Here is a 24,033-nt window from a genome sequence, read left to right as displayed (position 1 = left end):
CGATTCACCCCTTAAATCAAGCGTTATAAGGTTCCATTTGCCTTTTGGAAAAAGTGTATTTCCTTAGACAAAAAGAAAATGGTTTTTTGTTTTAAAAACCACAATTTCTCATAAAACGAACTATTATTTATATATTTTTTCCAATTAAACCACTTTCTATACACCATTGGTATAAAAATTGCATAGTTAAGGAATTATATATATGCATTATATAATACTAACATAGTGAAAAATCTGAGTCAATTTTTTTTAGATACAAGTATATAATAACCCTTTTTCTTTACAGCCGTCCTAACATTTCCAAAAACCTGTTCCATCTTCTCCATTGCAGAAGGAGCACCTTGCTTTTTCTGAATGACAACCCACAACTCGCCGTGATCCTTCAATTTCGCATGACTTTTTTCTAAAATGCCGTGAACGACTGCTTTCCCCGCACGAATAGGTGGGTTGGTCAGTATCGCTGCAAATTGGTCCATTTCCACACTGTCTAATTGATCACTTTCATGGATATTCACATTTGTAATTCCATTTGATTTCGCATTATCTTTCGCAAGAGCAACTGCACGGCTATTAATATCTATTAATTCTATTGTTCTTTCTGGAAAAGATGCAGCAATGGAAAGCCCAATCGGACCATATCCACAACCCACATCTAAAATGCTCCCTTTTATCTCTTCATCTAGAGTAAAGGTTTCAATTAATAGGCGCGATCCGAAATCGATGTCTTTTTTCGAAAACACCCCATTATCACTTTTGAAGCGAAACGAGCGTCCTCTCAGAGTGTAGTCCCAAAATTTCGGATTGCTTTCAACATCCGGTTTTTGTGTGTAGTAATGATCTGCCAGAGTCATCTCCTCCTATCAGAAAAGATTAATTGAAGAATTTCGAGAGAAGATTTGTGAAGATTGGAAGCTTACGATTTCAAAGGTAAGAGAAAAAAAGCCCGCCATAATAGCGAGCTTTTTAACAAGAAAGATTACTTAACTTCAACGCCAGCTCCAACTTCTTCAAGTTTAGCTTTGAATTCTTCAGCTTCTTCTTTAGATACGCCTTCTTTGATTGCTTTAGGAGTGTTATCAACAAGTTCTTTCGCTTCTTTAAGACCAAGTCCTGTGATTTCACGAACAGCTTTGATAACTTTGATTTTTTGGTCGCCTGCAGAAGCAAGAATAACATCAAACTCAGTTTGTTCTTCAGCAGCAGCGCCACCAGCAGCAGCTACAGCTACAGGAGCAGCAGCAGTTACGCCAAATTCTTCTTCGATTGCTTTAACTAGGTCGTTTAGTTCTAAAACAGTCATAGTTTTAACTGCTTCAATGATTTGATCTTTAGTCATTGTATATTTCCTCCTAGGGTTTGTTTTAGTTTTTTATTACCAAGGGCTAAGCGTTAACTTACGCTCCTTGTTCTTCTTTTTGTTCTGCCACAGCTTTTGTAACAAGAGCAAGATTGCGGATAGGTGCTTGTAGCACGCTGAGTAGCATTGAAAGTAGACCTTCGCGTGATGGAAGTTCTGCAAGTGCTTTAATTTCTTCAGCCGTTGCAACGTTTCCTTCTATAACTCCAGCTTTAATTTCTAATGCTTCATGTTTTTTCGCGAAATCGTTAAGGATTTTCGCAGGAGCAATAACATCTTCAGTTGAGAATGCAATTGCGTTCGGGCCAGTCAATGATTCATTTAAAGCAACTAATTCAGCAGCTTCAACAGCACGGCGAGTCATAGAGTTTTTGTAAACCTTGAACTCAACGCCTGCTTCACGAAGTTGTTTACGAAGTTCTGTTAACTCTGAAACAGATAATCCGCGGTAGTCAACAACAACAGTTGATTGGCTAGCTTTGAATTTCTCAGTGATCTCATTAACAATTTGAACCTTTTGTTCGATAATGGCGCTCATCCTTACACCTCCTATAGATTTGCTTGAAAACATTTATACCGGTCAAAGATAATGCCTCCACATCTTGCAGACGAGGAGGCAGTAATTTGAAAGTCATAGTCATGGACTATTTTATCGAATTACCTCGGCAGGAAATTAAGCTCAACATTGAGCGCCTACTGTCTACGGTACAAATGATATTCATTTTATAATAACAAAACAGATTATAGCAATAATCGTTTCATGTTGTCAAATGTTATTTTTTTACAACGAATGAAGAAGGATCAACCTTAACACCAGGGCCCATTGTAGTCGTTACAGAAACATTCTTCATGTAAGTTCCTTTAGCCGCAGCAGGTTTTACTTTCATTAACGTATCATAGATTGTTGCAAAGTTTTCAACCAATTTGCTGTCTTCGAAAGAAACTTTACCAATCGGAGCGTGAATAATACCAGTTTTGTCAACACGGTATTCAACTTTACCAGCTTTGATTTCGTTAACTGCTTTCGTTACGTCAAATGTAACTGTACCAGTTTTAGGGTTAGGCATAAGACCTTTTGGTCCTAATACACGACCTAGTTTACCGACTTCACCCATCATATCTGGAGTAGCAACGATTACATCAAATTCAAACCAACCTTGTTGGATTTTGTTGATGTATTCTGCATCTCCAACATAATCAGCGCCTGCAACTTCTGCTTCTTTAGCTTTTTCGCCTTTAGCAAAAACTAATACACGTTGAGTTTTACCAGTTCCGTTTGGAAGCACTACTGCTCCACGAATTTGTTGATCAGCTTTCTTAGGATCAACGCCTAAACGGAAAGCAACTTCAACCGTTGCATCAAATTTTACAAAGCTAGTTTTTTTAGCAAGTTCTACAGCCTCTGTAGCTGAATATGCTTTAGTACGGTCAATTAATTGTACTGCTTCAAGATATTTTTTACCTTTATTAGCCATGATATAAAATCCTCCTATATTGTGGTTTTAACGGAATAACCTCCCACGAATAAAGGTTGCGAGTATGAATCGCAACCCCGTAGAAACGAATAACTGTTAGATGGGATTAATCTTCGATGACAATACCCATACTGCGTGCTGTACCTTCAACCATACGCATTGCAGACTCAACGTTTGCTGCGTTTAGATCAGGCATTTTTGTTTCTGCAATCTCGCGTACTTTATCGCGTTTGACTGTAGCAACTTTATTACGGTTAGGTTCACCAGAACCAGACTCAATTCCAGCTGCAACTTTAAGCAATACTGCAGCAGGTGGAGTTTTTGTTACGAATGTAAATGAACGGTCTTCAAATACCGTAATTTCAACAGGAATAATTAGACCAGCTTGATCTGCTGTACGAGCGTTGAACTCCTTACAGAATCCCATGATGTTAACACCAGCTTGACCTAGTGCAGGACCAACCGGCGGTGCCGGATTCGCTTTCCCAGCAGGAATTTGCAATTTAACCATTTTAATTACTTTTTTAGCCACGAGACACACCTCCTTATAAGTCTAAGTCCGTGATGTGGTAATAGGGGTATACCCTCCCACTCATCTTAAATTCTTTAATTGAATAAAGAATGTTTGTATCATTTAGGTCTCATAATAGAAACATACTGACCTATGAAATTCTACCACTTTCCAAAATTGATTTCAAGTTTTTTCAGATTATATTTTTTCTACCTGATTAAAATCAAGTTCAACAGGGGTATCTCTGCCGAACATATTGACAAGCACTCGTACTTTACTTCTGTCCTTATCCAATTCTTCGATAACTCCCGTAAAATCAGAAAAGGGACCTTCCTTAACCGTTACGGTGTCACCAATTTCGAAATCTACTTCGATACGCTGTTCATCAACACCCATGCGTTTAAGAACCACTTCAATTTCTTCAGGTAGTAAAGCAGTTGGTTTTGAACCAGCCCCAGAAGAACCAACAAATCCTGTCACTCCAGGTGTATTACGTACGACATACCAAGAATCATCCGTCATAATAATTTCCACAAGTACATATCCTGGAAATACCTTCTTTTTTACAACCTTTTTCTTACCATCTTTAATTTCTGTTTCTTCTTCTTCAGGAACAACGACGCGGAAAATCTTATCTTGCATCGCCATTGTCTCGACACGTTTCTCAAGATTCGCTTTTACTTTATTTTCATATCCTGAGTACGTGTGTACAACATACCAATTTTTTTCCATATTAATAGGACTAAATCGCCCTTCCCTCCCCATACCTTTTTCTTTTTTAACACTGATTTTCATTATTCTTGAAAAATCCAAGAAGACATTTCTGGCTTCTGAATAAATTTCTTTTTAAGAAAAGCGCTAGCGCCATGTTTAACCTCAAGGCTAGTATATGACAAGTAAGTTGTATAGAGGGGGTGGTTTTCTCCCCATCAAATTACTTGGCTAATGACTAGAGGGTGAGGTCGTTTTCGACAGGCATCAAAACCCTTTGAAAAAACTTATACTTCTTTTATCTTCTAAAAAAGACAAATTAAAAAACCCGTTTCCGGGCTTTTTACTGTTCTTTATTATTCTAGCACTATTATAGCTTATTTTCGAATCTCTTATTCAATAACAAGACGAATTAGTTCAGATATGCCTAAATCTACTACAGCAAAGAACAACGCCATAACGACAACAGTTGAAAGCACTACAACCGTATATCTTGTAAGCTCTTTTCTTTTAGGCCAGCTTACTTTTCTCATCTCTCGAGCAACACCGCGGAAAAATTCGGTTATGCGATTCATGAATGTAACCTCCAAGCAATTAGATAGGTTCTGTCAATCTATTTAAACAGTTACTTCGTTTCTTTATGCGTGGTATGGGCATTGCAAGTACTACAAAATTTCTTAATTTCTAGTCGCTCCACAGTTGCTACTTTATTGCTTTCAGAAGAGTAATTTCTTGAACCACAATCCGTACAAGCGAGGATTAATTTTTTTCTCATCATTTCCACACCTATCTATCTCTACATCGTTAAAACTTTATCACGGCTGTCACTTATTGTCAACTAACAATAAGCCTAAATACCGCATGAATACAGGGAATTATAGGGTAACTTCCCTCACTTCCAAATATCGTTCAAGTTTTCTCTTGACTCGTTGAAGAGCATTGTCAATAGACTTTACGTGCCGGTTTAATTCTTCTGAAATTTCCTGATAAGATTGTCCATCAAGATAAAGTGCAAGGACCTTTCTTTCTAAATCACTCAATAATTCCGCCATCTTTAATTCGATGTCGTCAAATTCTTCTTGATTTATAAATAGTTCTTCGGGATTTAGAACTTTCGCTCCAGATATAACGTCCATAAGCGTGCGATCTGATTCTTCATCATAGATAGGCTTGTCCAAAGAAACATATGAATTTAAGGGAATATGTTTTTGTCTTGTTGCTGTTTTAATTGCTGTAATGATTTGCCTTGTTATACACAGCTCCGCAAATGCTTTAAATGATGACAGCTTGTCTCCTTTGAAATCACGAATTGCCTTATATAAACCTATCATGCCTTCTTGTACAATATCCTCTTTATCCGCGCCGATTAAAAAATAGGTTCTAGCTTTAGCTCTTACAAAGTTGCGGTATTTTTGGATTAAATAATCCAAAGCCTCGCTGTCCCCTTTATGCACATAGTCCACAAGCACGTCATCATCAAACTGGCAATAATCCTCATTCACTTTCATTCCGAAGTTGGATCCCACATTTTATCCCCCTGACCGTACACATAGTTAACAATATTATACAGTAGGTGAAAATTGCTCGTCAACCGCTCAAAACCTCCCCCGACGCCACTTTTCAAAAATTTCTGCCACTTCGTCTGTTAAATCAATCTTGGAATTTTGTTTGAACTTTGTCGTATTATTAAGCTTTTTGTCAATTTCTATTTCAATGTGATTCATTTCATTTAGAAGCTCACGTGCAGATTTTCGTAAAGCTCCTTGTCCAAAAACCACCCACTGTTCAGTAAAATCAGAGGTTGCCACATAAATCTGGGTTTTAATATTATTTAAATTGATAGCCATTTTTTCTATCCGTTCATCTGCAGATTCATTTTCTCTTGTAAAAATAATTTCCACCTTAAAATTTTTATATTTACGCTCAATTCCCTGAACAAAATGGGCATCAAACACGACGATGACTCTGTAACCTGAAAAAGCTTGATATTCTGCCATCTTCTCAATCAAACGATCACGGGCTTCCGATAGATTACGTTCCTTTAATTCTCTTAGTTCCGGCCAAGCTCCAATAATGTTATAACCGTCTACCAACAGAATATTCATTACCTATTCCCCTAAAGGATTTCTTTTTCGGTAAACCTCATACATCAACAACCCAGCAGCAACAGATGCATTCAACGAAGTTACCTTTCCGATCATTGGCATACGGATAAGGAAATCACATTTATCTTTAATAAGGCGGCCCATTCCCTTTCCTTCACTGCCGATTACGAGACCGATTGGCATCTTACCATCCATGTTTCGGTAATCATCCTTGCCCAACGCATCAGTACCGACAATCCAGACCCCACGTTCTTTTAATTCATCAATGGTTCTTGCCATATTTGTTACCCTGGCCACAGGAATGTACTCGATGGCTCCTGTTGACGATTTTGCTACAGTTGCAGTTAACCCCACGGCCCTACGTTTCGGAATAATAATTCCATGAGCTCCTACCGCATCTGCTGTACGCATGATTGATCCAAGATTATGAGGGTCTTCAATTTCATCTAATAATATAAAAAAGGGAGCTTCATCACGAGATTCTGCCACAGCAAATAGATCATCCACTTCTGCATATGTATACGCAGCTACCTGGGCAACAACCCCTTGATGAATACCTTCTGTCATTTGATCAATCTTTTTTTTCGGGACAAAATTAATGAATATATTCCGCTCTTTTGCTAGTGCAATAATTTGCTGCATCGTACCTTTTTGCGAACCTTCAGCAATCCATATTTTATTCATATCACGCTCAGACCGCAATGCTTCAAGTACAGGGTTCTTTCCAATGATATATTCCTCACTCATAAGCTCATCTCCTTTTTTCTTCTTCAATAAATTGTATCGATTGATCGATAAGAACTTCTAATCTCTCGTTGTTCCCTGATAAATATACATAGCCCATTAATGCTTCAAACGCTGTGCCATATCGATAGGTTTGAACATCTGTATTCTTCGGCACACTACCTGACTTAGCATTCCTACCGCGCCTTACAACAGCTCGTTCTTCCTCTGTTAATTGATTGTTTTCGATAAAAAAATGAATGATTTTACTTTGTGCTTTAGCTGATACGAAAGAAGTTGCTTCTTTATGAAGCAGATTTGGCTTCACTGCACCTTTTTTCAAAAGATGATGCCGAATATACGTTTCATATATGGCATCACCCATGTAAGCAAGAGCAAGGCTGTTCACCATTTTTTCATCAACTTTCTTTTCATATTGCATATTGCTTATCCTCTTTTCCATCTTGTACCTTGGGGTGTATCCTCGAGAATAATATTTAATTGTTTTAATCGGTCACGAATGTCATCTGAAAGTTTAAAGTTCCGGTCTTTACGCGCTTGGATACGCTGCTGAATCAACGCTTCTATTTCTTCATCTAGCAAAGTTTCTTCTTCCAGAGTCAAACCAAGTATGGACGTTAATAGTTGAAACTCTTCGATGAATTTCTCAATCACATCCTGATCTGTATTCTTTTCCATCAGATAGTAATTAGCTTGCTTGGAAAGTTCGAATAAGACAGAGATTGCATTAGCTGTATTAAAGTCATCGTCCATTTCACGAGTGAATTCATCATGTAAGTCCGTAATTTTCTTCAACCACAAACCATTGTTATCCGTTAGTCCAGAGCTTGAATCTAAACGATGCCTTAAGTTTTGAAAAGATGTTTTCAAACGGTCAAATGCCGCTTTTGTCTTCTCAAGTACTTCTTCGCTATAATTGATTGGGTGGCGATAATGAACAGATAACATAAAAAATCTCAATACTTGTGGGTCATGATGCTGAATAATGTCATGTACAAGGACAAAATTTCCTAGTGATTTCGACATTTTTTCATTATCTATATTTATATAGCCATTATGCATCCAGTACTTCGCAAATGTTTTCCCTGTCAATGCCTCTGATTGGGCAATTTCATTTTCATGATGTGGGAATGTTAGATCTTGCCCACCTGCATGGATATCGATCGTGTCACCGAGGTATTTCTTCGCCATTGCTGAGCATTCGATATGCCAGCCTGGACGGCCATTGCCCCATGGAGACTCCCAAGAAATTTCGCCTTCCTTGGCTGTTTTCCATAAAGCAAAGTCCAGCGCGTCTTGTTTTCTTTCTCCTACTTCAATTCTTGAACCGATGCGTAACTCATCAATGGACTGATGTGAAAGTTTGCCATACGAATCGAATTTACGAGTACGGAAATAGACATCCCCTTCAGATTCATAAGCATATTCTTTTTCAATCAATGCAGAAACAAAATCAATAATAGTATCCATATTCTCCATTACAGTCGGATGTTTATCTGCCTTTTTGCAGCCTAACGCTGAGACATCTTCAAAATAGGCATTAATAAATCGTTCTGCAATCGTCGGAACATCTTCCCCTAGTTCCTTCGCAGCTTTAATTAATTTATCATCTACATCTGTGAAATTTGAAACAAAATTTACATCATAACCGCTAAACTTAAGATAATTACGAACGGTATCAAACACGATGGCAGGGCGAGCATTGCCAATATGAATATAGTTGTATACGGTAGGTCCGCAAACGTACATCTTAACCTTACCTACTTCTAATGGAATAAATTCTTCCTTCTCCCGTGTTACAGTATTATAAATTTTAATAGTCATATTCTTTTCTCCTTTCTTCCTTCAACGCATACAATTCCGCTTTCATATCCAGCAGTTCTTTTTCCAATTCTACAATACGGTCTGCAATAGGGTCAGGTAGGTCTGTGTGGTTCAAATCTTTATTTATTCTTACTCCATCTTGAATGACGACTTTTCCTGGAATACCAACAACAGTCGAATTCGGAGGAACTTCTTTCAGTACAACAGAACCTGCGCCAATTTTGGAGTTTTCTCCAACTTCGATGGATCCCAACACCTTAGCACCTGTAGCAATTAATACATTATCTTTAATAGTCGGATGCCTTTTGCCTTTTTCTTTTCCTGTTCCTCCAAGTGTGACACCTTGGAATACAGATACATTATCCCCAATTTCACAAGTTTCACCAATCACGATTCCCATTCCATGATCAATAAAAAAACGATTCCCAATTTGCGCACCTGGATGAATTTCAACACCAGTGAAAAAACGGCTGATTTGCGAAATAGTTCTTGCAATGAAAAAGAATTTACGTTTATAAAAGGCATGGGCCAGTCGATGACTCCAAATGGCATGCAATCCAGCGTATGTCAGAATAACTTCTAGATAACTACGTGCAGCAGGATCCTGGTCGAATATGACCTCTAAATCTTCCTTGAACATTTTAAACAACGTTGTTACCTCCTATATATCCCTTCTATTCTTTTCTATTTAGCATGATGTAATGGATCCATTGTGAACTTGCTAAGCATTTTCCACACGAGAAATATTTCTTTTTACTCAATAAAAAAACGCCTCTGTCCAATAGACAGAGACGCTTTGTCAGCGCGGTTCCACTCTGTTTGAAATGTTCAGCGAATCGCTTCTATTTCCAACTTGTTTCCCGATAACGGAGGAAATTCCGCCTTTGCCTACTATCTGTTAGTTCAACAAAGAGCTCCAGGGTGCATTTCAGGAAATGAGGGGCTTAAACCACTTTCAGCAGGTTATGGTTCTCTCTTTCAAGCATCATTTTCTTACTTCTCCCTATCTACGCGTTTTTTAGCTAATAATTATCTAATACTATATTACATTTCCAACAAAATGTTAACTTAAAATGCTCTCTACACGTTGTTTTATTTTTTCCTTCCCTAAAAGCGCAATGGCTTTCGGAAGATCAGGTCCGTGTGTTTGTCCTGTTACTGCTGCACGAATCGGCATAAAGAGTTTTTTCCCTTTTTGTCCTGTGCTTTTTTGAACAGCTTTTATAGCCTTCTTAATTTCATCAGCGGTAAATGTTTCTAGGGTATCAAGTTCTTGAAGGAATGCTTGCATAACCTCTGGCACTTGCTCTTCTGCAAGTACCTCTTTTGCTTCTTCTTCAAAATCCAGTTCTTCTTTAAAGAATAGTTGTGATAGTTCAACGATTTCCGCACCAAAGCTCATTTGTTCCTGATACAAATCAACTAATTGATAGACCCATTTAGCTTCTTCTTCACTTAACTCAGCAGATACTTTCCCTGCTTTCACAAGATGGGGCAGCGATACATCTACAGCACGGCTGACATCAAGTTGTTTCACATATTGATTGTTCATCCATGTTAGCTTCTGCGTGTCAAATAATGCCGGTGATTTCGATAGACGGTCTGCATCAAACATTGTGATAAACTCTTCTTTAGAAAATATTTCTTCTTCTCCGCTCGGAGACCAGCCCAACAGTGTAATAAAATTGAATAACGCTTCTGGCAAATAACCTAATTCTTCATATTGCTCAATAAATTGAATAATTGATTCATCACGTTTACTTAATTTCTTGCGGCTCTCATTAACGATAAGTGTCATATGCCCAAACACAGGAGGTTCCCAACCAAATGCTTCATAAATCATCAATTGTTTTGGCGTGTTCGAGATGTGATCATCGCCACGAAGTACATGTGAGATTTTCATCAAGTGATCATCTACTGCCACCGCAAAATTATAAGTAGGAATCCCGTCTTTTTTGACGATAACAAAGTCGCCTATCCCTTCCGCTTCAAAGGATACGTCATCTTTAACCATATCTTTAAACGTGAAGACCTTGTCGGATGGAACTGCAAAGCGAATGCTAGGCTTTCTTCCCTCTGCCTCTAATTTGCTCCGCTCTTCTTCTGTCAAATGACGGCATTTCCCTGAATATTTTGGTGTTTCATTACGAGCAAGCTGTTCCTCGCGCTCCGCTTCAATTTCTTCTTCGGTGCAATAGCATTTATATGCCATGCCTTTTTCGAGCAGCTCTTCATACAAATCTTTGTAAATATCATTTCGCTCAGATTGACGGTAAGGTCCATATCCCCCACCAACATCAATACTTTCATCCCACTCAATCCCAAGCCACTTTAAATATTTGAGCTGGCTCTCTTCGCCACCCTCAATATTCCGCTTTTGGTCTGTATCTTCAATTCGGATAATAAACTTCCCGCCTTGATTTCGTGCAAACAAATAATTAAACAAAGCCGTACGTGCGTTACCTATATGTAAATGCCCTGTTGGACTAGGTGCATATCGGACTCGAATGTCACTGCTCATATCTGACTCCTCCTAATAAATACATTCCATACGTCACTTCATAATCCCAAAATGGCCTAACCACATGGGAATTCTCATTTTATTTTACCACCAATAAGTCCTTGAAGAAAGTATCTCTTGGCGGTCACTCCGCTTTCACTAAGAGGACAGCAACTTGTGCGGCTATTCCTTCTCCACGACCAGTAAAACCGAGCTTTTCCGTTGTCGTTGCCTTTACATTGATTTGATCCATGGAAGCTTCCAACAGCTCAGCTATTCTTGCTTTTATTTTTTCGTTATAAGGGGACATTTTAGGCTTTTGCGCTATGATTGTACAATCTGCATTTCCAAGTACATAACCTTTCTCTTTCACTATTGCCCATACATGTTGAAGAAGCTTCGCTGAATCGGCATCCTTAAACTCTGGGTCTGTATCTGGGAAGTGCTTTCCGATATCACCTGCACCGATTGCCCCAAGACATGCATCAGCAACTGTATGAAGTAATACGTCTGCATCTGAATGGCCAAGTAAACCTTTTTCATAAGGAATTGTTACTCCACCAATAATTAACGGCCTTCCTTCTACCAACTGATGAACATCAAATCCTTGTCCAATTCGAAACATCATTTCATCTCTCCTTTTTCATCTTTTATTTTTATGAAGGACATGGAGACGGGGCTTCGCGACTTATTATACAGCCACTCAACTTAGTAGATATACTTATTCTATTATAGTAAGTACCTCCAAATCTAGCTCCGCACCGCCATCAATGTGATTAGGTGAGTGTAGCATGCTACATCATTTATCCTTCGTGATAAATGATGGCGTTTTAACGCCAAACAGGTTTTTTATGTAAAATTGCTTCCGCAAAATATAAATCTTCTTGAGTCGTAATCTTAATATTATCATAATCCCCTTCAATAATGACAACAGGTTGCCCCTTTCGTTCAAGAAGACTAGCATCATCGGTACCTAAATAATCGTCTTTCTCTGCTTCTTCATGTGCTTTTTTCAAAATGGACACACGAAAAGCTTGTGGTGTTTGGACAGCCCACAAGCTAGATCGCTCCACGGTTTCTATAACCATATTCTCTTTCACCTTTTTTATCGTATCCTTAACAGGAACTGCAACAATTGCCCCACCGTGAGAGGATGCTGCCTCTGTTAAACGTTTGATAAGCGAATGGTCAATAAATGGCCTTGCTCCATCATGAACTAGTACAAGGCCATCTTCCTTGATTTCTTTCACTCCGTTAAACACGCTTTGCTGACGCTCTTTACCGCCCGGAACAAGCTTGGTTACTTTTTTAATCCCATACTGCTCAATTAGGCTTGTGAAAATAGATTCTTCTTCAGGATTAATCGTTAGGATAATCCGCTTGCAGTCAGGGTCCCGATCAAATACTTGTAATGTATAAACAATAATAGGGGTATCTATAAGCTCGATAAATAATTTATTCTTTCCAGCCTTCATTCTTTTCCCTTGTCCTGCTGCTGGTATAACTACTTCATAAAACATGCCGGCCTCTCCTTGCTACACTATAAGACTTTGTTTACCTCTTATAATGCTTTTTCTAATAGTTTAGGCTTTGCAAAAATCATACGACCCGCAGATGTTTGAAGTACACTAGTTACTAATACATCGATCCGCTTGCCAATATAATCCCTTCCACCTTCAACGACAATCATCGTTCCATCGTCAAGATAAGCAATGCCTTGATTCTGCTCTTTCCCATCTTTAATGACTTGTACGCTCATTTCTTCCCCTGGTAGTACAACAGGCTTCACTGCATTTGCCAAATCATTAATATTCAACACAGGTACACCTTGAAATTCACACACTTTATTGAGGTTAAAATCATTTGTAACAACAACACCATTGGAAATTTTCGCAAGCTTAACTAGTTTGCTATCTACCTCTTGAATATCCTCAAAATCCCCTTCATACATTTCTACTTTAATCGATAATTCCTTTTGAATTCGATTAAGGATATCCAACCCTCGACGGCCTCGGTTTCTTTTTAATGCGTCTGAAGAATCCGCAATATGTTGAAGCTCTGCTAAAACGAATTGGGGAATTACAATAACGCCTTCTAAAAATCCAGTCTGGCAAATGTCGGCAATTCTTCCATCAATAATGACACTTGTATCAAGTATTTTCATTTTTCGATTCTGTTCTTCTAACTCCTGTTCACTGTCTTGAATTTTCCTTTTCCCTGCTTTGGAGAATAAACTCAAAAATTCATCCCGCTTCTTGAATCCAACCTGAAAGCCAAGATACCCAAACAATAGAGTCAAAAGAATTGGTGCTACCGTATTTAGAATGGGGAATTGGATGGCATTGAGTGCTGAACCGATAATATAAGCAGCCAAAAGACCCACGAGCAAGCCAATACTTCCGAATACAATATCCGTTATAGGTGCCTTGACAAGCTGTTCCTCTAGCCACTTCATAATATTAACGACATACTCGACAGCCCAAAAAGTAATAAGATAAAATATGATGGCTCCTAAAATAGCAGTAACATAAGGGTTATTTATTAATGCAATATCATCTGCATGTATCATCGGCAATAGCCAAGGAATTAACACAATGCCCAGTGTTCCCCCGACAATTAAGAAGCATGCTTGTATAATGCGTTTTAACATCCCTTCACCTCCCTTTACTCATTATTAACAAATATTATAATTCGAAACCTTCTTATTAAATATTTTGATAAGATTTTTCTATAAAATATAGATAACTTCCATAATTCAGCCTAGCATTCGCTCATAGGAGTGTCAAAAATTATTCACCCCCCTATTCACATTCTTCTCTCTGCAACAAGCTGTGTTTTCAGAAGCCTAAGACCCTCTTGAATTTTATTCGCCCGTACTTCTCCTATACCTTCAACATCGTCCAACTCTTCAACAGAAGCCTGATAAATGGTGATAAAATTGCAAAATTGGTTAATAAGATTTTCCACAATTAAAAATGGCAATCTTGGAATCTTATGTAGTATTCGATACCCTCTTGGACTAATGATTTCATCCAAATGTATGTAACCATTATATCCAAGTACCTTTAACAAATTACCTTCTTCAAACTTCTCCTGCTGGGCCAAATCGTGCAGCTTTTCAATTATTTCCTGTGGATGGTCTTCTTTCTGATTGACATAATCTTTTACAATCAGTTTCCCTTCACTTTCCAATTCGAAAAGCAGCTCATTCATTTGAAGTCGGATTAATCTACCTTCTGTTCCAAGCTCATTCAAATAATTAACTAACTCGATTTTTATTCTCAAAACCATAATATAGCGATGGAAGACCTGCAATAAATCCGTATAGGTTACCATATCCTCGAATTCAAGCAAACCAAGGTCATTAATACTTTGCTGCAAAACGATTTTATATTTTTCCAACGTTTGTATCGCAAGATTCGCTTTTGCTAAAATAACAGCAATATCTTTAAGTGCGTATTGGAAATTTCCTTGATAGAGGGTAATGACATTTCTCCGCTGTGAAATCGCAATAACAAGCGACTTCGTTTCCCTTGCCACACGTTCAGCTGTTCTATGACGCATGCCGGTTTCCTTAGAGGGTACGGATGTGTCTGGTGCCAACTGGGCATTAGCAAGGATGATTTTATCCGCTTTTTCATTTAAAAGAATCGCACCGTCCATCTTTGCCAATTCATATAATGTGCTTGGTGTACAAGGAGAATTAATTTGAAATCCACCGTCGACTATTGAACGTACTTTTTCATTATCACCGACAACGATGAGCCCTCCCGTGTTAGCACGTAAGACATTATCAATCCCTTCTCTTAAAGGTGTCCCTGGTGCGACCATGTGAAGGATTTCTAATTTCATCTTTTCAAACGCCTTCTTGTCTGTCATTTTTAGCCTCCTAGAGCATACTTAAGAGCTTCCGCAACGGTTGACACTCCGATAATTTCGATTCCTTTAGGCGCACTCCATCCACTTATATTATTAGCTGGAAGTATCACTCGTTCAAATCCGAGTTTAACCGCTTCCTGAACCCTCTGTTCAATTCTTGATACTCTTCTTACTTCACCTGTCAGACCTACTTCCCCAATAATACAATCTGTAGGTCTCGTTGATTTATCTCGAAAACTTGAAGCAATGCTTACAGAAACAGCAAGGTCGATCGCGGGTTCATCCAGCTTTACCCCACCTGCTACTTTTAGATAGGCATCTTGGTTCTGCAAAAGTAAACCGACCCTTTTTTCTAAAACAGCCATCAAAAGTGATACTCGGTTATGGTCGATTCCAGTTGCCATCCTTCGCGGGTTTCCGAAGCTTGTCGGAGATACAAGTGCTTGAATTTCCACAAGCACGGGGCGTGTTCCTTCCATAGAAGCGACTACTGTTGAACCAGCCGCGCCTTTGGACCGTTCTTCGAGGAAAATTTCAGAGGGATTTGCGACCTCTTCCAAACCGCTCTCCTTCATTTCAAAAATTCCCATTTCATTTGTCGAACCAAACCGATTCTTAACGGCACGGATAATCCGATATGTATGATGCCGCTCTCCTTCAAAATATAATACTGTATCTACCATATGCTCCAATAATCTTGGACCTGCAATGGCCCCTTCCTTCGTTACATGACCAACAATAAAAATGGCAATTCCATTCGATTTCGCGATACGCATTAAAGTGGCTGTACATTCCCTTACCTGTGATACACTTCCAGGGGCAGAGGTAACTTCCGACTGGTAGACTGTCTGAATGGAATCAATAATGACAAGGTCCGGATTCACTTCAGCAATCGCTTGCTGGATATAATCCATATCGGTTTCTGAATACACATATAAATGATCAGATGTAACACCAAGTCGATCTGCACGTAGCTTTGTTTGTTTAACAGACTCTTCTCCGGAAATATAGAGGACCTTCTTCTGCTTCTGCGCGAGTTGAGATGATACTTGCAGCAAAAGTGTCGATTTACCAATACCCGGATCACCACCGATTAAAACAAGTGACCCTTGAACAATCCCTCCACCTAATGCCCGGTTCAGCTCAGCTGAATCTGTAGCAATTCTTGGCTCTTGTAGTGTTTCAATTGTTGTAATGGGTGTTGCTTTTTGCCGCTCTGCAGTTCCCGTGATACCCTCTGAATGCGTAAAGGCCCCTCCTCGTCTTGCGGGCTTCACAATTTCAACTTCCTCAACCATTTTGTTCCATTCTCCACAACCTGGGCATTTCCCCATCCATTTTGCTGACTCATATCCACATGATTGGCACATGAATTTTGTCTTTTTTTTTGTTGCCATAATAGCTTCCTTTCTTTTAGTAAAATAAATAAGCCTCTTATTCCTAAAAATATTTATGTAAAAAAATCCCTACACTAAAGATATTAGGTATTGCACCGCAATAATCCTGCTTATCTCATAATCATTCCAACTATTTTCTAAAAAAGAGTTGTTTACTTAATAAAAGAGAGGTACATCACATTATAGTATGTACCTCTTCTTGTCATTTCCTTATATATTACTATTTACTGGTTCTTTATATTTTAGTAAAAATTCGCCGTCTTTTACATCTATAGTTACCGGATGATTTTTTTGAACATTTCCTTTCAATAGCTCTTCAGATAAGTAGTCTTCCACATGTTTCTGAAGTGCCCTACGAATTGGACGGGCCCCATATTCAGGATCATACCCTACTTCAGCAATCTTTTCTTTCGCAGCATCCGTCAATTCAATAAGAATTTCCTGCTCGTTTAGGCGGTTTGTAAGTTGAACCGACATAAGTGTAACAATTTCTTTCAGGTGCTTTCTCTCAAGTGCATGGAATACAATTGTTTCATCGATACGGTTCAGGAATTCTGGGCGGAATGCACGCTTTAGCTCTTCTAGCACCTTTCCTTTCATATCCTTATAATCCTGACCTTGATCTTGAATGTTAAATCCTACATATTTATTCGATTTTAGAGCGGATGCCCCCACATTGGAAGTCATAATTAGAATCGTATTTCTGAAATCTACTGTACGACCCTTAGAGTCCGTTAATCTACCATCCTCTAAGACCTGAAGAAGAATGTTGAATACATCTGGATGCGCTTTTTCAATCTCATCTAATAGGACAACCGAGTATGGCTTTCTACGTACTTTTTCCGTTAATTGCCCACCTTCTTCATATCCTACATATCCCGGAGGTGAACCAACAAGGCGTGAAGTCGAATGTTTTTCCATGTACTCCGACATGTCAATGCGAATCATTGCTTCTTCATCACCAAATATGGATTCAGCCAATGCTCTTGCTAATTCTGTTTTCCCGACCCCTGTAGGTCCGAGGAAAATAAATGAACCAATTGGACGTTTCGGATCTTTCAAGCCTGCTCGAGCCCGGCGAACAGCTTTTGCAACAGCAATTACCGCTTCTTCCTGACCAATTACACGATCGTGAAGTATAGATTCCATATTCAACAATTTATCTGATTCTGTTTGTGCGAGTCTTGTAACAGGGACACCCGTCCAACTAGATACGACGTGAGCGATATCATCTACTGTTACTTCACTATTTTCTTGACCCTGCTTTTCTTTCCATGTCTTCTTCGTTTCTTCCAGCTGCTCTCTCAATCGCTGTTCAGTGTCACGTAAAGAAGCTGCCTTTTCAAACTCTTGGCTTTGGACAGATGAGTCTTTTTCTTTTCGTACTTCATCAAGCTTCACTTCTAATTCCTTTAAATTTGGTGGAGTCGTATAAGAACGCAACCGAACCTTTGAACCAGCTTCGTCGATTAAATCAATCGCTTTATCAGGAAGAAAACGGTCAGAAATATAACGATCAGAGAGCTTAACAGCAGCATCAATCGATTCATCTGTAATTGAAACACGGTGATGCGCTTCATAGCGATCACGTAATCCTTTAAGAATTAAAATTGATTCCTCAATTGTAGGCTCATTAACTGTAATTGGTTGGAATCTGCGTTCTAGGGCTGCATCTTTTTCAATATATTTTCGATATTCATCAAGAGTTGTTGCTCCAATACATTGCAACTCACCACGGGCTAATGAAGGTTTTAAAATATTGGATGCATCAATTGCCCCCTCTGCTCCGCCAGCGCCAATTAATGTGTGTAATTCATCAATAAATAAAATGATATTTCCAGCTTGGCGTATTTCATCCATCACTTTCTTCAGACGATCTTCAAACTCACCACGGTATTTCGTACCAGCTACTACAGTACCCATATCAAGTGTCATAACGCGCTTGTCACGAAGAATTTCTGGAACCTCATTATTAATTATTTGTTGAGCAAGCCCTTCTGCAATTGCTGTTTTACCCACTCCTGGTTCTCCAATTAGGACTGGATTATTTTTTGTACGGCGACTTAACACTTCGATCACACGTTGGATTTCTTTACTGCGGCCAATAACCGGGTCCAGACTTCCTTCACGCGCAATTGCTGTTAAATCACGCGCTAAACCATCTAGGGTCGGCGTGCTGGCATTTGCTGAAGCAGCACCCTGATGACCGCCAGACTCATTGCTCCCTAGCAGTTGTAGTACTTGCTGACGTGCTTTGTTCAAACTTACCCCAAGATTATTAAGCACACGGGCAGCGACGCCTTCTCCTTCACGGATTAACCCTAGTAGAACATGCTCAGTACCAACATAAGAATGTCCAAGTTTTCGTGCTTCATCCATGGATAGCTCAATGACCTTTTTAGCTCTTGGTGTATAATGAATCGTTTGAGCCTTCTCTTGGCCGCGGCCAATTAAGTTTTCTACTTCTTTTTGAATTTTATCTGAGCCAAGTCCAAGTGCGTATAGTGCCTTTGCAGCAATACCTTCTCCTTCACGAACGAGTCCTAATAGAATATGTTCGGTTCCAATATTGTTATGTCCTAAACGAATGGCTTCTTCTTGGGCTAATGCTAATACCTTTTGAGCTCTTTCAGTAAATCGTCCAAACATCATAGGATAATTCCTCCTTAAGAATTTTCAATTTGGGCTGAATCTAACCGTTCACGTATTAACGAAGCACGGCGAACATCTCTTTCATATGGTTGTAACGGTCCGCCTGCGTACTTTTGTAAAAATCCTGGCTGCGTTAAAATCATTAATTCATTCATTACACTTTTTTCTATATTTTTTATATACCCTAAATCGATACCTAAACTAACATCTGATATACATGTAGCAGCTTCCTTTGATTCAATAATCCTGGCATTCAATAATACTCCTAGAGAGCGATATACTCTATCTTCTAATTGTATGTGAGAGGTTTTAACTAATGCTTCTCTGGCAGACCTTTCTTGAGCAATGATTTGTTGAACAATACTAGTCAAGTCTTCCACAATATCTTTCTCTGATTTTCCAAGTGTAATCTGATTTGAAATCTGAAAAATATTGCCTACCGCACTACTGCCTTCCCCATACATTCCTCTGACCACAAGACCTAATTGGTTAATTGCCGGGATAATTTTGTTGATTTGACGGGTCAGGACTAAACCCGGTAAATGCATCATAACGGACGCTCTTAAGCCTGTTCCTACATTTGTTGGACAGCTTGTTAAATACCCCCTCTCTTCATCGTACGCATAATCAATCTGCTGTTCCACCCAATCATCATATTTATTAGCCACTTCCAGAGCTTCTGTTAGCTGTAAACCAGATACCATGCATTGAATCCGGATATGCTCCTCTTCATTCACCATAATGCTAACTTCTTCATTTTTAGATAGCAAACAAGCAGCGTATAAGGAATCCTCGGCTAAATTGGGACTGATCAAGTGTTTTTCAACCAATACCTGTCTTTCGAGAGGCTCAAGCTTCTCTAATTCGAAAAGTTCCAAATTGCCTGCTACAGGGTCATTTGACTTTTCTAGCTTTTCTTTTACTAATTCCATAATTTTATTGGCTTCTTCTTTGTTGTATATAGTTGGGAATTTATAATCCCTGAAGTTTCTCGCCATTCTAATTCTGGAACTTCGAACAATATCCGCATCAGGACCAGCTTCATTCCACCAAGAGCTTTTTGCATTTTGCGCGAAGTGATCTAAAGTCATGGCTGGCTTCCCCTTTCCTCTGCTGCTTCATCACCTTTTTCAAGTGAACGTATTTGATCTCGTACTAAAGCTGCCTGTTCAAATTCTTCTTGATCAATGAGGGCTTTCAGTTCACTTTTTAAATCCTTTATTTGTTTCCTAAGGTGAATGCTCTCGCCTAATCTTTCTGGTATTTTCCCAACATGTGCAGTATTGCCGCCATGCACTCTTTTTAAAATAGGATCCAAACTATCTTTAAACGTCTCATAACATGTTGCACATCCAAATTTTCCAACATGGACAAATTCTTTAAACGTTAAATGACAATTCTTGCACTTTAACTCTTCAACACGTGGAAACGTACTCGCCTTTGCTTGCTGAAGAAATGGCTCTATATTAAGTAAACCGGCCAATAAGTTGTTTATCGAAAAGCCATTTGCACCATTTTGCATAAATAAATCACCTTTTTCTTGAGCACACTTATCGCAAATATGGATTTCTTTCTTTTCACCATTAATAATTTTTGTAAAATGCAAAGTTGCTGGTCTTTGATTACATTCTTGGCAAACCATTTTATCACCTCTGCCGGGTCTTTATTTATATTTTAAAGTGGTTAGCATGGCATTTAGAATGCTTGCCCTTAATTCATCACGTACAGGTAAATCGATATAAATCACAGAACGATCAATCACACTAAGCATGATTTTCGCCTCCCTATGAGAAATAATATCCTCATTCACAAGTCGTATAATAATATCTTCAGCTGCTGTTTGAGAAACTCTAGAACCAATTAACAACAGTAGTTGATCTATTAAATCCGCGTGGTCATGTGTTTGCACCTTCATAATTCTAATGTAGCCCCCACCACCACGCTTACTTTCCACTAAGTAGCCTCGTTCAATCGTAAATCTTGTATTAATTACGTAATTTATCTGAGATGGTACACATTGAAACTTATCAGCTACTTCGCTTCTTTTAATTTCTAAAATGTCTTTCTGACTCATCTCGAGAACTTGTTTTAAATAACCTTCGATAATATCAGAGATATTTTTCACTCGCCCTCCCCCATCCTGACTTTGACTATATTTGACTATTATTATACAACGAAAAACCAATTTTGCAACTCAGATGCATTTATTTTTTGATTATATGATTCATTATCTCCATATGTTATGTGTTTTAACTTTTAAATTAAATTTTTTTAATCATAATAAAAGGGGGATAAAAAGAGCCGAGAAGTTCGAGGAGCGATCACTTGCGTGTATGCAGTAATACGGTGAGGGCCGGACTTGCACAGATTGTGCTGACTTATGGGCTTTGATGTAATTCGTAAGCCTTTTTACCGGACCTTTTGAAAATAATCTGAAAGTCATGTGTAAAAAGCACCATTACTATAGTTGGTTTCAGAAAGGATGTTATTTATTTAGTATATATATGTAAAATTCAAAAAAAAATCAACTATGAATAGCTGATTTGTTAATTCACCGTTGTGGACTGTGTTCAAGTACTTTAAATGGCTCATTTAAATTAAAAAGAGACCAGCTATAAATAGCTGATCTCTCGAATTGCTTGGCAACGTCCTACTCTCACAGGGGGAAACCCCCAACTACCATCGGCGCTAAAGAGCTTAACTTCCGTGTTCGGAATGGGAACGGGTGTGACCTCTTTGCTATCGCCACCAAACAATAAAGGAATATCATTCCTTCAAAACTAGATAATAAGAAGGTTTTTTGCTTTTTTCAAGAACAATAAGGTTAAGTCCTCGATCGATTAGTATCAGTCAGCTCCACATGTCGCCACGCTTCCACCTCTGACCTATCAACCTGATCATCTTTCAGGGATCTTACTAGCTTACGCTATGGGAAATCTCATCTTGAGGGGGGCTTCATGCTTAGATGCTTTCAGCATTTATCCCGTCCGCACGTAGCTACCCAGCGATGCTCTTGGCAGAACAACTGGTACACCAGCGGTGCGTCCATCCCGGTCCTCTCGTACTAAGGACAGCTCCTCTCAAATTTCCTGCGCCCACGACGGATAGGGACCGAACTGTCTCACGACGTTCTGAACCCAGCTCGCGTACCGCTTTAATGGGCGAACAGCCCAACCCTTGGGACCGACTACAGCCCCAGGATGCGATGAGCCGACATCGAGGTGCCAAACCTCCCCGTCGATGTGGACTCTTGGGGGAGATAAGCCTGTTATCCCCGGGGTAGCTTTTATCCGTTGAGCGATGGCCCTTCCATGCGGAACCACCGGATCACTAAGCCCGACTTTCGTCCCTGCTCGACTTGTAGGTCTCGCAGTCAAGCTCCCTTGTGCCTTTACACTCTACGAATGATTTCCAACCATTCTGAGGGAACCTTTGGGCGCCTCCGTTACATTTTAGGAGGCGACCGCCCCAGTCAAACTGCCCGCCTGACACTGTCTCCCGCCCCGATAAGGGGCGCGGGTTAGAATTTCAATACAGCCAGGGTAGTATCCCACCGACGCCTCGACCGAAGCTAGCGCTCCGGCTTCACAGGCTCCTACCTATCCTGTACAAGCTGTACCAAAATTCAATATCAGGCTGCAGTAAAGCTCCACGGGGTCTTTCCGTCCTGTCGCGGGTAACCTGCATCTTCACAGGTACTATAATTTCACCGAGTCTCTCGTTGAGACAGTGCCCAGATCGTTACGCCTTTCGTGCGGGTCGGAACTTACCCGACAAGGAATTTCGCTACCTTAGGACCGTTATAGTTACGGCCGCCGTTTACTGGGGCTTCAATTCAAAGCTTCGCCTTGCGGCTAACCTCTCCTCTTAACCTTCCAGCACCGGGCAGGCGTCAGCCCCTATACTTCGCCTTGCGGCTTCGCAGAGACCTGTGTTTTTGCTAAACAGTCGCCTGGGCCTATTCACTGCGGCTTTTCCGGGCTATTCACCCTAAAAAGCACCCCTTCTCCCGAAGTTACGGGGTCATTTTGCCGAGTTCCTTAACGAGAGTTCTCTCGCACACCTTAGGATTCTCTCCTCGCCTACCTGTGTCGGTTTGCGGTACGGGCACCCTACATCTCACTAGAGGCTTTTCTTGGCAGCGTGGAATCAGGAACTTCGGTACTATATTTCCCTCGCCATCACAGCTCCGCCTTGATGGAAACGGGATTTTCCTCGTTTCCGGCCTAACTGCTTGGACGCGCATATCCAACAGCGCGCTTACCCTATCCTTCTGCGTCCCCCCATCGCTCAAACGATGTATAGGTGGTACAGGAATATCAACCTGTTGTCCATCGCCTACGCTTTTCAGCCTCGGCTTAGGTCCCGACTAACCCTGAGCGGACGAGCCTTCCTCAGGAAACCTTAGGCATTCGGTGGAAGGGATTCTCACCCTTCTTTCGCTACTCATACCGGCATTCTCACTTCTAAGCGCTCCACCAGTCCTTCCGGTCTAGCTTCAACGCCCTTAGAACGCTCTCCTACCACGGATACCATACGGTATCCATCCACAGCTTCGGTGTTACGTTTAGCCCCGGTACATTTTCGGCGCAGAGTCACTCGACCAGTGAGCTATTACGCACTCTTTAAATGATGGCTGCTTCTGAGCCAACATCCTGGTTGTCTAAGCAACTCCACATCCTTTTCCACTTAACGTAAACTTGGGGACCTTAGCTGGTGGTCTGGGCTGTTTCCCTCTTGACTACGGATCTTATCACTCGCAGTCTGACTCCCGAGAATAAGTATTTGGCATTCGGAGTTTGACTGAATTCGGTAACCCGTTGGGGGCCCCTAGTCCAATCAGTGCTCTACCTCCAATACTCTCATCTCGAGGCTAGC

Annotated in this window: 24 protein-coding genes, 1 rRNA gene and 5 other annotated features; all 25 genes read right to left on the bottom strand. The window is 39.9% G+C overall.

The window, feature by feature from the left end; all coding sequences use genetic code 11:
- Nucleotides 1–239: 239 nt before the first annotated feature.
- The gene (locus AC625_RS00535) at nt 240–845 is read right to left on the bottom strand and encodes a class I SAM-dependent methyltransferase (RefSeq protein ID WP_049683517.1); all 606 of its coding nucleotides are present in this window, start codon (nt 843–845) and stop codon (nt 240–242) included.
- 131 nt (nt 846–976) lie between these two features.
- The gene (gene rplL / locus AC625_RS00530; RefSeq protein WP_049679533.1) at nt 977–1,336 is read right to left on the bottom strand and encodes a 50S ribosomal protein L7/L12; all 360 of its coding nucleotides are present in this window, start codon (nt 1,334–1,336) and stop codon (nt 977–979) included.
- Nucleotides 1,337–1,394: 58 nt separating this feature from the next.
- Nucleotides 1,395–1,895: a 50S ribosomal protein L10 gene (gene rplJ, locus AC625_RS00525; protein WP_049679532.1), complete on the bottom strand. Its 501-nt coding sequence runs from the start codon at nt 1,893–1,895 to the stop codon at nt 1,395–1,397.
- A 38-nt stretch (nt 1,896–1,933) separates the two neighbouring features.
- Nucleotides 1,934–2,081, bottom strand: a sequence feature (ribosomal protein L10 leader region).
- Between the two features lie 49 nt (nt 2,082–2,130).
- Complete coding sequence (gene rplA / locus AC625_RS00520; protein WP_049679531.1) at nt 2,131–2,832, bottom strand: 50S ribosomal protein L1; 702 nt, start codon at nt 2,830–2,832, stop codon at nt 2,131–2,133.
- 106 nt (nt 2,833–2,938) lie between these two features.
- Entirely contained in the window at nt 2,939–3,364 is a 426-nt protein-coding gene (gene rplK / locus AC625_RS00515) for a 50S ribosomal protein L11 (protein ID WP_028390474.1), read from the bottom strand.
- Nucleotides 3,365–3,541: 177 nt separating this feature from the next.
- The gene (gene nusG, locus AC625_RS00510; RefSeq protein ID WP_049683516.1) at nt 3,542–4,075 is read right to left on the bottom strand and encodes a transcription termination/antitermination protein NusG; all 534 of its coding nucleotides are present in this window, start codon (nt 4,073–4,075) and stop codon (nt 3,542–3,544) included.
- Between the two features lie 371 nt (nt 4,076–4,446).
- The gene (gene secE, locus AC625_RS00505) at nt 4,447–4,629 is read right to left on the bottom strand and encodes a preprotein translocase subunit SecE (protein WP_049679530.1); all 183 of its coding nucleotides are present in this window, start codon (nt 4,627–4,629) and stop codon (nt 4,447–4,449) included.
- Nucleotides 4,630–4,679: 50 nt separating this feature from the next.
- Nucleotides 4,680–4,829, bottom strand: coding sequence for a 50S ribosomal protein L33 (gene rpmG / locus AC625_RS25260; RefSeq protein ID WP_082190898.1), 150 nt, complete (start codon nt 4,827–4,829; stop codon nt 4,680–4,682).
- Nucleotides 4,830–4,929: 100 nt separating this feature from the next.
- Nucleotides 4,930–5,562 carry an RNA polymerase sporulation sigma factor SigH gene (gene sigH, locus AC625_RS00500; protein ID WP_049683515.1) on the bottom strand — a complete coding sequence of 211 codons (633 nt, stop codon included), beginning with the start codon at nt 5,560–5,562 and terminating at the stop codon, nt 4,930–4,932.
- Between the two features lie 87 nt (nt 5,563–5,649).
- Nucleotides 5,650–6,159: an NYN domain-containing protein gene (locus AC625_RS00495; RefSeq protein ID WP_049679529.1), complete on the bottom strand. Its 510-nt coding sequence runs from the start codon at nt 6,157–6,159 to the stop codon at nt 5,650–5,652.
- Nucleotides 6,160–6,162: 3 nt separating this feature from the next.
- A complete protein-coding gene (gene rlmB, locus AC625_RS00490; RefSeq protein ID WP_049679528.1) occupies nt 6,163–6,906 on the bottom strand; it encodes a 23S rRNA (guanosine(2251)-2'-O)-methyltransferase RlmB in 744 nt (247 codons plus the stop codon).
- Between the two features lie 4 nt (nt 6,907–6,910).
- Nucleotides 6,911–7,324: a Mini-ribonuclease 3 gene (locus tag AC625_RS00485; protein WP_049679527.1), complete on the bottom strand. Its 414-nt coding sequence runs from the start codon at nt 7,322–7,324 to the stop codon at nt 6,911–6,913.
- A 5-nt stretch (nt 7,325–7,329) separates the two neighbouring features.
- Nucleotides 7,330–8,727, bottom strand: coding sequence for a cysteine--tRNA ligase (cysS, locus tag AC625_RS00480; RefSeq protein WP_049679526.1), 1,398 nt, complete (start codon nt 8,725–8,727; stop codon nt 7,330–7,332).
- Nucleotides 8,717–9,376 (bottom strand): serine O-acetyltransferase, encoded by a 660-nt coding sequence (cysE, locus tag AC625_RS00475; RefSeq protein ID WP_049679525.1) that lies wholly within the window; start codon nt 9,374–9,376, stop codon nt 8,717–8,719. Before cysE ends, cysS begins: the two co-directional genes overlap by 11 nt.
- Nucleotides 9,377–9,511: 135 nt before the next feature.
- Nucleotides 9,512–9,746: a binding site (T-box leader), on the bottom strand.
- 44 nt (nt 9,747–9,790) lie between these two features.
- The gene (gene gltX / locus AC625_RS00470) at nt 9,791–11,248 is read right to left on the bottom strand and encodes a glutamate--tRNA ligase (protein ID WP_049679524.1); all 1,458 of its coding nucleotides are present in this window, start codon (nt 11,246–11,248) and stop codon (nt 9,791–9,793) included.
- A gap of 124 nt (nt 11,249–11,372) precedes the next feature.
- Nucleotides 11,373–11,852 carry a 2-C-methyl-D-erythritol 2,4-cyclodiphosphate synthase gene (gene ispF / locus AC625_RS00465; RefSeq protein ID WP_049679523.1) on the bottom strand — a complete coding sequence of 160 codons (480 nt, stop codon included), beginning with the start codon at nt 11,850–11,852 and terminating at the stop codon, nt 11,373–11,375.
- 205 nt (nt 11,853–12,057) lie between these two features.
- Complete coding sequence (gene ispD / locus AC625_RS00460) at nt 12,058–12,747, bottom strand: 2-C-methyl-D-erythritol 4-phosphate cytidylyltransferase (RefSeq protein ID WP_049679522.1); 690 nt, start codon at nt 12,745–12,747, stop codon at nt 12,058–12,060.
- A gap of 41 nt (nt 12,748–12,788) precedes the next feature.
- On the bottom strand, nt 12,789–13,877 hold the full coding sequence (locus AC625_RS00455) for a PIN/TRAM domain-containing protein (protein ID WP_049679521.1): 1,089 nt from the start codon (nt 13,875–13,877) through the stop codon (nt 12,789–12,791).
- 155 nt (nt 13,878–14,032) lie between these two features.
- On the bottom strand, nt 14,033–15,106 hold the full coding sequence (gene disA, locus AC625_RS00450; RefSeq protein ID WP_049679520.1) for a DNA integrity scanning diadenylate cyclase DisA: 1,074 nt from the start codon (nt 15,104–15,106) through the stop codon (nt 14,033–14,035).
- Nucleotides 15,107–15,108: 2 nt separating this feature from the next.
- Nucleotides 15,109–16,503, bottom strand: a complete 1,395-nt coding sequence (radA, locus tag AC625_RS00445) for a DNA repair protein RadA (protein WP_049679519.1) — start codon at nt 16,501–16,503, stop codon at nt 15,109–15,111.
- 210 nt (nt 16,504–16,713) lie between these two features.
- Nucleotides 16,714–19,155 (bottom strand): ATP-dependent protease ATP-binding subunit ClpC, encoded by a 2,442-nt coding sequence (gene clpC, locus AC625_RS00440; protein WP_049679518.1) that lies wholly within the window; start codon nt 19,153–19,155, stop codon nt 16,714–16,716.
- Nucleotides 19,156–19,169: 14 nt separating this feature from the next.
- Nucleotides 19,170–20,246: a protein-arginine kinase McsB gene (mcsB, locus tag AC625_RS00435; protein WP_049679517.1), complete on the bottom strand. Its 1,077-nt coding sequence runs from the start codon at nt 20,244–20,246 to the stop codon at nt 19,170–19,172.
- On the bottom strand, nt 20,243–20,797 hold the full coding sequence (gene mcsA / locus AC625_RS00430) for a protein-arginine kinase activator protein McsA (protein WP_049679516.1): 555 nt from the start codon (nt 20,795–20,797) through the stop codon (nt 20,243–20,245). Before mcsA ends, mcsB begins: the two co-directional genes overlap by 4 nt.
- Nucleotides 20,798–20,818: 21 nt before the next feature.
- A complete protein-coding gene (locus AC625_RS00425; RefSeq protein ID WP_049679515.1) occupies nt 20,819–21,280 on the bottom strand; it encodes a CtsR family transcriptional regulator in 462 nt (153 codons plus the stop codon).
- Between the two features lie 512 nt (nt 21,281–21,792).
- Nucleotides 21,793–21,908, bottom strand: a 5S ribosomal RNA gene (rrf, locus tag AC625_RS00420).
- A gap of 79 nt (nt 21,909–21,987) precedes the next feature.
- Nucleotides 21,988–22,856, bottom strand: a sequence feature (23S ribosomal RNA rRNA prediction is too short).
- Between the two features lies 1 nt (nt 22,857).
- Nucleotides 22,858–23,605: a sequence feature (23S ribosomal RNA rRNA prediction is too short), on the bottom strand.
- A gap of 11 nt (nt 23,606–23,616) precedes the next feature.
- Nucleotides 23,617–24,033: a sequence feature (23S ribosomal RNA rRNA prediction is too short), on the bottom strand.

It is taken from the genome of Peribacillus loiseleuriae (assembly GCF_001183985.1).
Taxonomy (GTDB): domain Bacteria; phylum Bacillota; class Bacilli; order Bacillales; family DSM-1321; genus Peribacillus; species Peribacillus loiseleuriae.
This window is presented reverse-complemented; position numbering and strand designations above follow the sequence as displayed.